Source organism: Kribbella sp. VKM Ac-2568 (assembly GCF_004345365.1).
Taxonomy (GTDB): Bacteria; Actinomycetota; Actinomycetes; order Propionibacteriales; family Kribbellaceae; genus Kribbella; species Kribbella orskensis.
The window spans coordinates 213,469-226,210 of record NZ_SLVF01000008.1 but is presented as its reverse complement, the minus strand read 5'-3'; the positions used below and the strand labels follow the sequence as shown (position 1 = coordinate 226,210).

Below are 12,742 nucleotides of genomic sequence, written 5' to 3'. Positions count from 1 at the left end.
CCGATTACGGAGCGCTGACGGTCCGGGCAGATCGGGTAGTCGGCGGCGGCCGCGCTTCTAGGGTCGAGTACATGGCTGAAATCGGCGTGATCGGTGGATCCGGCTTCTACTCCTTCCTCTCCGATGCCCGCGTGGTCGAGGTGGAGACTCCGTTCGGGCCACCGAGCGAACCACCCGTGGTCGGCGAGGTGAGCGGGCGCGAGGTCGCCTTCATCCCGCGTCACGGTGCCGACCACCGCTTCCCGCCACACCGGGTCGACTACCGCGCCAACCTGTGGGCACTGCGTCACCTCGGTGTGCGCCAGGTGCTCGGCCCGTGCGCGGTCGGGTCACTCAAACCCGAGCTGACCCCTGGCACGTTCGTCGTCCCCGACCAGTTCGTCGACCGCACCTGGGGCCGCGAGCACACCGTGTACGACGGAGCGCCGGTCGTCCACGTCTCCTCCGCCGACCCGTACTGCGCCGCCGGCCGCGCGACCGTGCTTGCCGCAGGCAACAGCTTCCACGACGAGCAGGACGGCCAGGTGGTCGACGGGGGAACCATGGTGGTGATCAACGGGCCGCGATTCTCCACCAGAGCAGAGTCCCGGTGGCATGCGGCCCAGGGGTGGTCGATCGTCGGCATGACCGGCGCGCCGGAAGCCTCGATCGCCCGGGAACTCGCGCTCTGCTACACCTCCGTTGCCGTCGTCACCGATCACGACGCCGGTGTCGACGCCGGTGAGGGCGTCACCCAGGCCGAGGTGCTCGCAGTCTTCGGCCGCAGCATCGATCGTCTGAAAGGCCTGTTGACCGAGGTGATCGGCCAGCTCCCGAAACCGGACGCCGACTGCGGCTGCCGGCATGCGTTGGACGGCACCGCCGGAGAGGGCCACTGGTGAAGATCCTGCTCACCGGTGGAGCCGGTTTCATCGGGCGGCACGTGCACGCCCAGTTGCTCGCAGATGGTCACGAGGTCAGGGTTCTCGACTCCCTGAGACCAGATGTCCATCAGACGATGCCGGCCGTCGACAACCTGATCGTCGCCGACATCCGCGACGGCGAGGCGGTCGATCGGGCGTTGGTTGGCATCGACGCGGTCGTCCATCTGGCCGCCAAGGTCGGGCTGGGTGTCGACCTCGATGACATGGATGACTATGTCAGCAGCAATAGCCTCGGCACCGCCGTCCTGCTTCGCCAGCTTGGCCGACGGAAGGTGCGACGGCTGGTTTATGCAAGCTCGATGGTGATCTACGGCGAAGGCCACTACGAGTGCGACCGGCATGGCGAGGTCGCGCCTGGTCCGCGCAGGATCGAGGACCTCGACGCCGGACAGTTCGAGCCACCCTGCCCGATCTGTAGCGAGCCATTGCGCCCGGGGCTGGTCACCGAGGACGCCGCTGCCGATCCGCGCAACATCTACGCCGCCAGCAAGCTGAACGGCGAACACCTGGCCACCGCCTGGGTCAGGGAGACCGGCGGCCGGGTGGCGGCGATGCGCTTCCACAACGTCTACGGACCAGGCATGCCCCGCAATACGCCGTACGCGGGAGTGGCGGCGATCTTCCGGTCGGCGCTGGAACGCGGTGAGGCGCCGAAGGTGTTCGAGGACGGGCGGCAGCGCCGCGACTTCGTCCACGTGAGCGACGTCGCCGCAGCGGTTTCCACCGCGGCCGTTGCCGACCACCCGCAGTTCGCGGCGTACAACGTGGGCAGCGGGACCGTCCGCACCATCGGCGACCTCGCCGGCGAACTCTCCCGCGCCTACGGCGGCCCGGACCCAGTCATCACCGGCGACTACCGGCTCGGCGACGTCCGCCACATCACCGCCTCCTCCGACCGCCTCCGCGCAGACCTCGGCTGGGAACCCGACTACGACCTCACCACCGGAATCGCCGACCTCCTGAGGAACTAGGACTCAAGAACTGGAGCCGGTCGGGACGGGTGGGAGGTCGATCTCGAAGGCGCAGCCGCCGTCGATGTTGGTGACGCCGATGGTGCCTTCGTGGGACTCGACGACGCCGCGGGCGATCGCGAGACCGAGGCCGCCGCCGCTGCTGGTGGAGGAGGAACCGCTGGTGGGGGTGCGTTGTTCGTCGCCGCGCCAGCCGATGTCGAAGACTCGTTCCAGGTCGTTGTCCGGGATCCCGCCGCAGCCATCGGTCACGGCCAGGCGGACGCGTCCGTCGGTATCGCGGTCCACCGTCAGCTTCACCGTTCCGCCGGGCTCGGTATGACGGATCGCGTTGCCGACCAGGTTGGTCACCGCGCGAGTGAGCTCGTCCGCGTCGCCGTGCACCGCGAGCCGGTCGTCGTCCGGCGGCGTCGACACCTTCAACGAGACACCTTCGGACCGGGCGTGCTCGCACGTCTCCCCCGCCACGTCCTCGGCGAGCTCCCGCAGGCTGACGGCCGTCCGCCGCCGGGGAGGCGGAGCCGCCGACAGCCGCGACAGCTCGAACAGGTCGTCCACCAGCCCGGTCATCCGATCCACTGTCGTCCGCATCTGCCGCAGCGCCCCGGGGACGTCATCGATCACCCCGTCCTCCAGTCCTTCCGAGACCGCCCGCAGACCGGCGAGCGGCGTACGGAGGTCGTGGGACATGAAGGCGACCAGTTCGCGCCGGCTGGCTTCGAGTGCACGCTCGCGGTCGTGGGACGCGGCCAGCCGCTTCCGCGTCATCTCCAGCTCGTCGGTGATCGCGGCCAGCTCCGCCGGCACGTTGCCGTTGCTGCCACCCGCCACCGGCTCGTACGACGTACCGAGGTGGCGCAGGCGGCGTCCGACGTCGCGGGAGCTGGTGGTGATCCACTGACCGAGCAGGACCGAGATCGCCAGGCCGAGCAGGCCCGAGAACGCCAGGGTCCACAGCACGACGAGCGAGTCGTGCGCGGAGATGAACATCGCCCGGACGCTCTGGGTCACGGCGGCCAGGGCTGCGAGCATCGGCACCAGGCTCGCCACGATCATCGTGGTCCGCAGCGAGCGCCGGCGGAACCGCCACAGGACGGCCACCCCGATCGCGGCGACCACGAGGGTCCAGACAGCCGTCAGGCCGAGGATCGTGAGCTGGTCGCGGTTCATTCGGCCTCACCTGCGAAGCGGTAGCCGGTCCGCGGCACGGTGAGCACCAGCTGTGGATCGGACGGATCGACCTCGATCTTCTCCCGCAACCGGCGGACGTGCACGGTCACCGTCGAGGAGTCCCCGAAGTCCCAGCCCCAGACCCGGCGGAGCAGTTCGGCCTTCGTGTAGGCCTTGCCCGGATGCGCGACGAAGAAGGCGAGCAAATCGAACTCCCGATGCGTGAGCGACAGCTCGGCGCCGTCCAGGAAGGCCGTGTGGGCGGCGGTGTCGACGGTGACCGGGCCCGCGGTGAGCTTGGTCGGGGTGAGGTCCAGCCCGGCCAACCGCTCCTCGCGCCGGAGCATCGCCTGCACCCGCAGGGTGAGCTCACGCGGGCTGAACGGCTTCACCACGTAGTCGTCCGCGCCGAACTCGAGCCCGACCAGCCGGTCCTCCTCCTCGCCGCGGGCCGACAGCATGATCACCGCGGCACCGTCGTCGGCCGCGCGCATCCGGCGCAGTACCTCCAGCCCCGACAGGCCGGGCAGCATCACGTCCAGCACCACGACCGAGGGCTTCCACTGCTGCCACACCTCGACGGCCGTCGCACCGTCGGCGACCACCCGAGCGTCGTACCCGGCCTTGGTCAGGTACGCCGAGACGACGTTCGACACGGTCGGGTCGTCGTCCACCACGAGCACACGAGTAGCCACGGGTCGAGCGTAGATCTTCCGGTGACCCCGGACCGCCTTCCGCTGCGGTCCGGGGTGGGACGTAAGCGAGCCGTATCCGCGTTCGGTCCCGCTCGGCATGGGAATCTCCCTACGGTCGAAAGGTGCCTCCTGCTGAAGTCGATCTCGTCCTCCCGTGCCTCAACGAGGCCGCGGCCCTGCCGTGGGTGCTCGGCCGGTTGCCCGCCGGGGTGCGTGCCGTTGTCGTCGACAACGGCTCGACCGACGACTCAGCCGAGCTCGCCGCCCGTCTCGGCGCTCTGGTGGTTCCTTGCGAGGTTCGTGGGTACGGCGCCGCCTGCCATGCCGGGCTCGAGGCCTCGACGGCGCCGGTGGTCGCCTTCCTCGATGCGGACGCGTCGCTGGATCCGCGACAGCTCTTGCGCGTCACCGCCCCCGTGCTGGCGGACGAGTTCGACCTGATGCTCGGCCGACGACGCCCGATCTCGCGGGAGGCCTGGCCGTGGCACCTGCGCCTGGCCAATGCGGAACTCTCGCGCCGGATCCGTCGGCGTACCGGGGTTCGGCTGCACGATCTCGGGCCGATGCGTGCCGCACGACGCGAAGCCCTGCTGGCGTTGGCCTTGGCCGACCGGCGATCGGGCTATCCGTTGGAGACCGTGGTGAAGGCTGCCGAAGCTGGCTGGCGGATCGCCGAGGTCGACGTCGACTACCTGCCGCGCTCGGGGCGCTCGAAGGTGACCGGTACTCCGCTCGGCGCTGCTCGTGCCGTCAAGGACATGACGAAGGTGCTCTCCGCATGACGACTGCCGAGACTCTGATCGTCATTGCCAAGGAGCCTGTGCCGGGCCGGGTCAAGACGCGGCTGCAGTCCGAGTTCACCCCCGCCGAGGCCGCCGCGCTTGCCCGCGCTTCGCTGACCGACACCCTCGCCGCCGTCCGCTCCACCCCGGTACGCCGGTACGTCCTCGCGTTGGAAGGTGGGCCCGGGTCCTGGCTGCCACCGGGATTCGACGTCGTTCCCCAGCGCGGCGACGGCCTCGACGAGAGGCTCGCGGCCGCCTTCGAGGACGCCTACTCCGGTACTCCGATGTTGCTCGTGGGCATGGATACTCCGCAGCTGACGAGTGACCTGCTGAGGGTGGACTGGTCCGGGCATGACGCAGTACTGGGGTTGACCGAGGATGGCGGGTATTGGTGTCTGGGGTTGCGTGAGCCGGACCGGCGCGTGCTCATCGGCGTACCGATGTCGACGGACCACACCGGGGTGGATCAGTTGGCGCGGCTGCGGTTGCTCGGCTACCAGGTGTTGCTGCTGCCGACCCTGCGGGACATGGATACCTCGGCGGATGCAGCGGCATTGGCGCAGCGGTTCCCGGCGCTGCGGATGTCTCGATTGCACCGGAGATTGCAGCATTCGGCGCATCCGGGACTGCTGTTCGAGAAGGCGCTGCAGGGTGCGCGGGTGGTTGCCACGGGCATCGATGGGCGAGTCGTGCCGTCGATCGCCGAGGTCGATCGCTGGCGGGCGCCGGCAGACGCGGTGGACCGGTTGGCGCTGAGCCGCTGTGAAGGCCCGGTGCTCGACATCGGTTGTGGGCCGGGGCGGATCGTGACGGCGCTGGCGGAGCGCGGCATTCCGGCGCTGGGCGTGGACATCTCCGCGCAGGCGGTCCTGCAGACCACGAAGCGCGGTGCGCCGGCCTTGCGTCGGCCGGTCCAGGAGCCGTTGCCGGGCGAGGGACGGTGGGGCAGCGTGCTCCTGATGGACGGCAACATCGGCATCGGCGGTGCGCCCGACGTCCTGCTCCGGCGCTGCGCCGAACTGGTCCGCCCTGACGGTCTGGTCCTCGTCGAGGTAGACCCCGACGACAACCTGGACGACTCCGCGCCGATCGTCCTGCACAGCGACGGCGGCCGCCGCTCCAGGCCGTTGCCCTGGGCAAGGGTGGGTGCGCGCGCCGTACTCCGTCACGCCCTCGGCACGGACCTCGTCGCCACCGAGGAGTGGCGAGCCGACAGTCGAGCCTTCCTGACCTTCCGCCGCATCGCCACTCCTGCCCGCCTGGCCCGGGCATGATGCTCGGCCGAGGGCTTCCAGTGGTGGTTGGCGGGGCGATTGCTGCCGCGGCCTGTGGCGGGGTCATCGTGGCGGAGGCGGCTCAATGGTGGCCGAACCTGACCTTGCTGGGCGCCTGTCTGGTGGTGGCGGGTCTCGGTTGGTTGGTGGTGCGGCGGCCGGTGGGGTCTCGGGCTGGGTGGACGGTGGTTGCGTGTGCGGTGCTGTGTCAGTTGCCGGGGCTGGTCAGTGCGCCGATCACCAGTACGGATGCCTATCGGTATGTGTGGGACGGGCGGGTGCAACTGTCGGGGAGTTCGCCGTACTCGCATGTGCCGCTCGATGATGCGCTTGCTCGCTTGCGGGATCCGCTGCTCTTCCCAGGTCTGTCGGCGGAGGATCGCTCGGGAGTTGCCGGGCCGCCGCGGGTGCCTCACGATCCAGCCACCGTCGCGGCGCTGAGCGCGGACGACCCTCGGACACTGATCAACCGGCCGCGCGTGCCGACCATCTATCCGCCGGTGGCCCAGGCCTATTTCACCGTGGTCGCCTTCTTCACGCCCTGGTCAGCGGGGACTTTCGGACTCCAGGTAGCCGGCGCCGCACTCGCTGTGGCGTTGACCGGCTTGCTTGTGGTCGAACTCCGGCGCCGCGGCCGCGATCCCCGGTGGGCCTTGCTGTGGGGTTGGTCACCGATCGTGGCGCTGGAGGCCGGCAACGCAGCCCATGTCGACGTGCTCGCGGCACTCCTGATCGTCGCCGCCGTGGTCCTCGCCGCGCGCCGCCGACCGGTCTGGGCCGGCGTCCTCCTCGGAGCCGCCGCCTCGGTCAAACTCCTTCCCCTGCTGCTCCTCCCCGCCTTCATCGCGATCCGCCGTCGCGACCTCCGTACGCCGCTGGCCGCCGTCGCCACCTTCGCCGGGTCCTACCTGCCGCACGTGCTTGCCGCAGGCACCTTGGTGATCGGCTTCCTGCCCGGCTACCTGACCCAGGAGGGGTTCTCCGACGGGAGCTCCCGCTCGGCGATTCTCGCGCTGGTGTTGCCTCCTGAGGCCCGGCAACTCGCCGCCGGCCTCCTCGCGGTCGGGCTCGCGCTGCTGGCGATCCACCGGCACGGACGAGAGCCGATCGCCGTCACCTGCTGCTGGTTGTACGGCGCCGCGCTGCTCGTCACCACCCCGACCTACCCGTGGTACGGGCTCCCGCTGATCGCGCTCGCAGTACTGGCCGGGCGGTTCGAGTGGCTCGCCGTACCGGTCGCCGCTTACCTGGCCTACGCGAGCTTCGGGCACGACGTCCGGCAGGGGCTGATCCACCTGACCGCCGCTGTCATCGTTGTCATCGCGATCACCGTACGTCACCGTCCGATCCTGGGAAGCCGTTTGACGAACGGGTCGAGGCGTGCCAACACTGATCCGCGTGTCTCCTCGTATCGCACTGGCAACCTCCGCTGACCACGCGGAACTGCACCCGCACGACCTGCCGCTGGCCGACGCCCTGCGCGTCGCCGGTCTCGACCCGGTGGCCGAGGTCTGGACCGACCCGTCGGTCGACTGGTCCTCGTACGACGCCGTCCTGCTCCGCTCGGTCTGGGACTACCACGTCCGGTACCTCGAGTTCACCGAGTGGCTCGGGCAGCTCGACAAGGCCGGGGTGCCGGTGCTCAACGAGACCGACCTGGTCCGCTGGAACGCCGACAAGCAGTACCTGATGGAACTGCGCGAGCGCGGTGTCGCGATCGTGCCGTCCCAGGTGGCGGCCGGACCCTGCCTGCGGGACGTGGTCAACGGGCTGAACGGCCAGGAAGTCGTGATCAAGCCGACCGTCAGCGCGACCGCCCACCTCACGATCCGTGGGACCGCGGGCTCCGAGGAGCTGAGCCGGGCGATCGACGACCTGCCGGACATCGTGTACCTGGTGCAGCCGTTCCAGCCGGAGATCCAGTCCGAGGGCGAGTGGTCGCTGATCTTCATCGACGGCGAGTTCACCCACGCGGTGCTGAAGCGCCCGGCCGACGGCGACTACCGGGTCCAGGACGACTTCGGCGGAACCGCCGAGCTGCTGGAGGCGCCGGCCGCAGTACTGGAAGGTGCGGCCGCGGCGCTCGCCGCAGCCGACACCCGCCGCTCCCCCGTGTACGCCCGCGTCGACGGCATCCTGGCCAACGGCCGCTTCCTGCTGATGGAGCTCGAACTCATCGAGCCCTACCTCTTCCTCCCCCAGTCCCCCGAAGCCACCACCAAACTCGCCTCCGCAGTAGCCACCCGCCTCGGCTGACAGGTCCGGCACAGGACCGCCACGAAGGCGAACTGGATGGCGGAGGCGATCACCAGGCGGATGCTCAGGCTGTCGAGATCAGGCCAGGCGGCTACGGCCAGTGCGGCCGCGATGGTGCCGACTGTTGCCCAGCGGGCTCGGCCCTTGAACCGCCGCGCGAAGACAATCGCCGCTGCCGTCCAGGCGAGTTGAGCGATACCGAAGCCGACCTCGTGCAGCACCCCGTGCCAGCTCAGCTCCCCCGCCCCCTCGGGCGCGCCTTCCGGGAACCCGGCGCCAGGGTCGGTGACGAACACCCCAGCCACGATCAGCCCGACCCCGAAGGCGCCGATGAGCCGTGGCCCCCAAGTACCTTGGCCTGCCCGCTTCAGCCCGACCGCGGCCGCGACGTACAGGCTTCCGGTCAGGACGAAGTTCGCGATCTGCACCCAGCCCGCGCCGCCCAACGCGAGCAGGCTGATCGGATGCCTGCCCGGGTCGAATCCTTCCCGGGTGAATGCCTGCACCGCCCAGACCGCCAGGAACAACGGTCCAGCCACCACCCCACCCGCCACCAGTCGATCAGTGGTCACCTTCATGATCCCGCACCTCTCTGCTGATTGGCCTTCTCAGCAGAGACGTCGCACCCGTCGGCAAGAACCGGACAGGGCGCTTAAATGCAGTAGTCCAGTCAACTAACTCTCATATAGCAAGACGCGCCACGAAGTATGTGTGAGGGCGCATACCGTCAGCGTTATGAGGCCGACCCTGACAGTGATCGCAGACCCCGCGGACCGCTGGATGAGCAAGGCAGCCTGCATCGGACACGCACCCGCCTACGACGAGACCGCGACGGCTTGGGAACAACGCAAGGCGCGCGAGCTCTGCCTGACCAGTTGCCCCGTCATCGCCGAGTGCCACGAGTGGGCGCAGCGCGAGAAGTACACCGGTACCGCGGCCGGCCAGCGCCTGACCCGCTGCAGCGACAAGGCCTCGTACTCCGCATCACCGACGCGGAGTACGAGGCATTGACTCGCCAGACGGGCCATGAGCGCGGTGGCAGGTAGTCCCGGCGCATGGAACGCCTTTCGAAGTGGTGGCACCGGCCGGCGAGTTCTGTCCGTTCGCTCTCCGGATCGCGGGTGTCAGTGCGTCGACCGTCAGGCCCGGTACGACGAGCGACAACCTCATCGTCACCGGCGCGGTGACCGCGACGGTGACGAACCTCGAGACCGACGAGTCGCGTCGCTACAACATCTCGGGGCCCACCTTCATCGATGCCGAGACTGGCCGACTGGTCCTGACCGGTACCGCGCTCGTCGGACAGCCCGCGAACCAGAACGTCGGCAGCACCGTCCTGATCGTGACCCGAGGCCGCGTCACCTTCACCGCCGCCAACACCATCGAGTCCAACCACGGCACCATCGCCCGCAACGTCTGTGTTCGTCGCCGACAACGACGCCTTCGCCGTGGTGGCGATGCGCACCTGCAACGGCACGGGGTGAAGGTCGGGCAGGACATCGCGGTCACCGGGTTCAACGACTTTCCGTTCGCGAGCATGCTGGACACCCCGCTGACGACGGCGCGGATCCCGCTGCGGGACATCGCCGTCTGTCTGTTCGACCGGGCGCTGCGCGAGATCAGCGGCGACCCCGACCAGCCCAGCCGCCTTGTCACCGCTCCCCTGGTCGTCCGCGCCAGCGCCTAGTCCCACAAGCAGCTTCTACGATGCCGAGAGCTCGACCTCTGTTTCTTGGGGAGTGAGCGCTCTCCGGGCCAGGACCATAGTGACGATCGTGCCGAGGACACCGGCCAGGCAGATGGTGAGGCTGGGGCGAAGCAACGTGCCAATGGCACCGGCCAGCGCGATGCTCACGCCCTGCACCGCCATCAGCCCACTGGTCTGCACCGTGAACAACCTCCCCCGGTACGCCGGGTCGCTGGCGGCCAGGATCATCGGATCGATGCCCTGGTTGAACGCATAGCCGCTGCCCGAAAGCGCCAGCAGCACAGCAGCCAGCGGGATCCCGGGAGTCGCGAGGAACGCGATCGCGGGGACCTGGCTCAGCAGGATGAGCGGAACCACCAGGCGTCGCCGGGTGGCCGGCGTGAGCCGGGCTGCGGCGATCTCACCGAGCACGGACCCGACCGCGTACCCGGCTAACAGGACGCCGGCGGTCGAGGCTGCGGCGCCGGTCTGCGCGGTGTAGGCCACCGCGAGTCCATCGGGCATCGACGAGAACGCCGGAACGATCCAGGACAACAGGATCAGCCGACGGAGCCGGACGGAGCCGAAGATGTAGCCGAGGCCGCTGAGCGAATCCCGCACCGTGTTACGACCCATCCCCGTGGCCGGGGTGAACGGCGTACCGAAGCCGATCAGGGCGGCCGAGGCGAGGAAGCTCGCGACGTCGAGGGCGAGCAACCAGGTCGGGCCGATCGCGGCGACGGCGACCGCGCCGAGGGCGAACCCGGTCAGCACCGTCAGCTGCCCGATTGCCCTCAGCAACGACCGGCCGATCGGGAACAGGTCGGCGTCGAGCAGGTGAGCCAGGCTGGCGGCGCGGGCGCCCGCGAAGATCGGGGCGACGATGCCGGCCAGCAGGAGCAGTCCGAGCAGACCGCCGACAGGGATACCGGGGATCAGCATCACCGCGATGCAGGCGGCGCTGATCAGGTCGCAGCAGACGAGTACCCGGCGCGCCGGGAAACGGTCCGAGATCGAAGAGAGCGCGATCCCGCCGAGAGCGTAGGGCAGGAAGGAGCAGACCAGCACCAGCGCGGACAGCAGCGGAGACCCGGTCCGCTCGAAGATCAGGATGGAGAGCGCGACCTGCGCCGCCACGGTGCCGATCATGGAGACGGCGTGCGCGACGAACACGTTGCGCAGGCCGGGAACGCGCAGGACAGCTCGATAGCCGTTGGTCACGGGCCGAGGTTGCCTCGGAGCGCCATCGACGCGATAGATTTTCGGTTGTGACCGAAAGTCGGGGATCGGCGTGACGGTACTGCGGTTCACCCAGGCCGACGCGTTGCGCTGCCGGTTCGGCCTGTCGCCGCTGTGGGAGACGATGTCCGCGGTGCGGGTCCTGCACGGCCACAAGCACCGACCGCTCTACTCCCCTTGGATCGCGGCCAAGAGCGAGGCGGCCGCCGGGCTGGATCTGCGGATGCTGCGGGCGGTCCAGCCGCGCGTCGGCTTCACGCCGGACTTCCTGACACCTCCGCCGAAGGCCTCGCGAGCCAGGTTCGCGACCGAGATCGCCCGGGTTCGCAGTACCCCGTTGGACCTCGTCCGGGCGGAACTGATCCGCTCGCGGGACGAGCTGAACAACCCGGCGGCCCCAGAGATCAACCGGATGCTCGCCGATCCGGCCGGCACCCGCGAGCGGATGGCGGACGAGATCGAGAGCGCCTGGATCACGCTGATCCAGCCGGACTGGCCGCTGATCAGCCGGGTCCTCGAGGACGACATCGCCTATCGCGGCGAACAACTCACCTCCGGCGGGCTGGCGAAGCTGTTCGACGATCTCCACCCGACGCTGAGCTGGGAGGACGACCGCCTCATCGCCTCGCGGTACCGCGGGCAGGATCGCGAGCTGACCGGCCAGGGGCTGCTCCTGGTGCCCGGGGTGTTCGCCTGGCCGTTCCTCGTCCTGGTCGTCGACCCTGGCTATCAACCGACCTTGGTGTACCCCGCTCGCGGGGCTGCCCGGCTCTGGTCCGACGCACCCGCGCCGCCCGATCCCCTTGCTCGGTTGCTCGGGCGGACCCGGGCGACACTGCTTGTCGCGTTGGATCCACCCGCCACGACGAGCGCCCTCGCAGCGCAGTACGGGCTGGCTTTGGCGACTGTTGCGGAGCACCTCGCCGCGCTGCACGGAGCGGGGCTCGCCACGCGTCGCCGTACGGGTCACCAGGTCCACTATCGGCGTACGGACGTCGGGCAGGCGGTCGTTGATGCCTCAGTCGGGTGAGAATGCTGGGGTGACCAAAGTGGCAGCGCCTGGCACCGGGCATACCCGTAGGTGGCCGGCCTCGTTGGCGGTGATCGTCGTCCTCGCGCTGCAGGTCGCCGTGCCCGCGCAGATCATGGACGCACCGCGGTGGATCATGCCCGCCCTCGGAGCACTGCTGCTGCTGCCGCTGGTGTGGGCGAACCCCTTCCATCTGAAGCGGGACGAGCCCTGGCTGCGGTGGATCGAACTGGCGCTGCTCGCGGTGCTCGTGCTGGTCAACGCCGTCTATCTGACCGGGTTGATCCTGCTGCTGAGCGACGGTGACGCTTCCGACGGCAAGGTGCTGGTGAAGTCGGCGCTGCTGATCTGGGTGACGAACGTGGTCGCCTTCGCGGTCTGGTACTGGGAGGTCGACCGCGGTGGCCCGTTCGCGCGGATGCCCGAGCACGAGCACCAGGAGGAACGGCCGGACCTGCTCTTTCCGCAGATGACCGTCGACATCCCCGGCTGGCAGGGCTGGATCCCCGGCTTCACCGACTACCTCTTCGTCGCCTTCACCGCCGCGACCGCCTTCAGCCCCACCGACACGATGCCCCTCACCGCCCGGTTGAAGACCCTGATGGGCATCCAGTCCGCGATCTCTCTCCTCACGATCGCCATCGTCGCCGCCCGCGCCATCAACGTTCTCTGATCACCCAACCGACCAGGAAAGGGGCGCGCGGCGTCGGTC

Annotated in this window: 14 protein-coding genes; 10 read left to right on the top strand and 4 right to left on the bottom strand. The window is 69.5% G+C overall.

Going from position 1 to position 12,742, the window contains the following annotated elements; translation table 11 throughout:
- Nucleotides 1–71: 71 nt before the first annotated feature.
- Both EV648_RS24320 and EV648_RS24315 read left to right on the top strand, forming a co-directional pair.
- Nucleotides 72–881, top strand: a complete 810-nt coding sequence (locus tag EV648_RS24320) for an S-methyl-5'-thioadenosine phosphorylase (RefSeq protein ID WP_132296090.1) — start codon at nt 72–74, stop codon at nt 879–881.
- The gene (locus EV648_RS24315; protein WP_132296088.1) at nt 878–1,894 is read left to right on the top strand and encodes an NAD(P)-dependent oxidoreductase; all 1,017 of its coding nucleotides are present in this window, start codon (nt 878–880) and stop codon (nt 1,892–1,894) included. The genes EV648_RS24320 and EV648_RS24315 overlap by 4 nt, the downstream gene beginning before the upstream one ends.
- Nucleotides 1,895–1,897: 3 nt before the next feature.
- Here the strand turns inward: EV648_RS24315 and EV648_RS24310 are convergent, their stop codons facing one another.
- Nucleotides 1,898–3,064 carry a cell wall metabolism sensor histidine kinase WalK gene (locus EV648_RS24310; protein ID WP_132296086.1) on the bottom strand — a complete coding sequence of 389 codons (1,167 nt, stop codon included), beginning with the start codon at nt 3,062–3,064 and terminating at the stop codon, nt 1,898–1,900.
- Nucleotides 3,061–3,759: a response regulator transcription factor gene (locus EV648_RS24305; protein ID WP_199234789.1), complete on the bottom strand. Its 699-nt coding sequence runs from the start codon at nt 3,757–3,759 to the stop codon at nt 3,061–3,063. The genes EV648_RS24310 and EV648_RS24305 overlap by 4 nt, the downstream gene beginning before the upstream one ends.
- A gap of 122 nt (nt 3,760–3,881) precedes the next feature.
- On the opposite strand from EV648_RS24305, the gene EV648_RS24300 reads away from it, so the two are divergent.
- The 4 genes from EV648_RS24300 to EV648_RS24285 all read left to right on the top strand — a co-directional run bounded on the left by EV648_RS24300 (nt 3,882) and on the right by EV648_RS24285 (nt 8,074).
- Complete coding sequence (locus tag EV648_RS24300) at nt 3,882–4,541, top strand: glycosyltransferase family 2 protein (RefSeq protein ID WP_132296083.1); 660 nt, start codon at nt 3,882–3,884, stop codon at nt 4,539–4,541.
- Nucleotides 4,538–5,818 (top strand): DUF2064 domain-containing protein, encoded by a 1,281-nt coding sequence (locus tag EV648_RS24295; RefSeq protein ID WP_132296080.1) that lies wholly within the window; start codon nt 4,538–4,540, stop codon nt 5,816–5,818. The genes EV648_RS24300 and EV648_RS24295 overlap by 4 nt, the downstream gene beginning before the upstream one ends.
- A 68-nt stretch (nt 5,819–5,886) precedes the next feature.
- Nucleotides 5,887–7,251, top strand: a complete 1,365-nt coding sequence (locus tag EV648_RS24290; RefSeq protein ID WP_158294057.1) for a glycosyltransferase family 87 protein — start codon at nt 5,887–5,889, stop codon at nt 7,249–7,251.
- Nucleotides 7,217–8,074 (top strand): RimK family alpha-L-glutamate ligase, encoded by an 858-nt coding sequence (locus tag EV648_RS24285; protein ID WP_132296074.1) that lies wholly within the window; start codon nt 7,217–7,219, stop codon nt 8,072–8,074. Before EV648_RS24290 ends, EV648_RS24285 begins: the two co-directional genes overlap by 35 nt.
- Here EV648_RS24285 and EV648_RS24280 read toward each other — a convergent pair.
- Complete coding sequence (locus EV648_RS24280; RefSeq protein ID WP_132296071.1) at nt 8,002–8,652, bottom strand: DUF998 domain-containing protein; 651 nt, start codon at nt 8,650–8,652, stop codon at nt 8,002–8,004. The genes EV648_RS24285 and EV648_RS24280 overlap by 73 nt on opposite strands.
- Nucleotides 8,653–8,809: 157 nt before the next feature.
- Between EV648_RS24280 and EV648_RS24275 the strand changes: the two genes are divergently transcribed.
- Together EV648_RS24275 and EV648_RS24270 are read left to right on the top strand one after the other, a co-directional pair.
- A complete protein-coding gene (locus tag EV648_RS24275; RefSeq protein ID WP_132296068.1) occupies nt 8,810–9,085 on the top strand; it encodes a WhiB family transcriptional regulator in 276 nt (91 codons plus the stop codon).
- Between the two features lie 61 nt (nt 9,086–9,146).
- The gene (locus tag EV648_RS24270; protein WP_132296065.1) at nt 9,147–9,761 is read left to right on the top strand and encodes a substrate-binding domain-containing protein; all 615 of its coding nucleotides are present in this window, start codon (nt 9,147–9,149) and stop codon (nt 9,759–9,761) included.
- Nucleotides 9,762–9,776: 15 nt separating this feature from the next.
- On the opposite strand, the gene EV648_RS24265 is transcribed toward EV648_RS24270, so the two are convergent.
- Nucleotides 9,777–10,982 (bottom strand): MFS transporter, encoded by a 1,206-nt coding sequence (locus tag EV648_RS24265; protein WP_241995559.1) that lies wholly within the window; start codon nt 10,980–10,982, stop codon nt 9,777–9,779.
- Between the two features lie 70 nt (nt 10,983–11,052).
- Here EV648_RS24265 and EV648_RS24260 point away from each other — a divergent pair, with 70 nt between their 5' ends.
- Both EV648_RS24260 and EV648_RS24255 read left to right on the top strand, forming a co-directional pair.
- Nucleotides 11,053–12,030 (top strand): DUF5937 family protein, encoded by a 978-nt coding sequence (locus tag EV648_RS24260; protein WP_199234788.1) that lies wholly within the window; start codon nt 11,053–11,055, stop codon nt 12,028–12,030.
- Nucleotides 12,031–12,040: 10 nt separating this feature from the next.
- Nucleotides 12,041–12,703 carry a DUF1345 domain-containing protein gene (locus EV648_RS24255; RefSeq protein ID WP_199234787.1) on the top strand — a complete coding sequence of 221 codons (663 nt, stop codon included), beginning with the start codon at nt 12,041–12,043 and terminating at the stop codon, nt 12,701–12,703.
- Nucleotides 12,704–12,742: the final 39 nt, after the last annotated feature.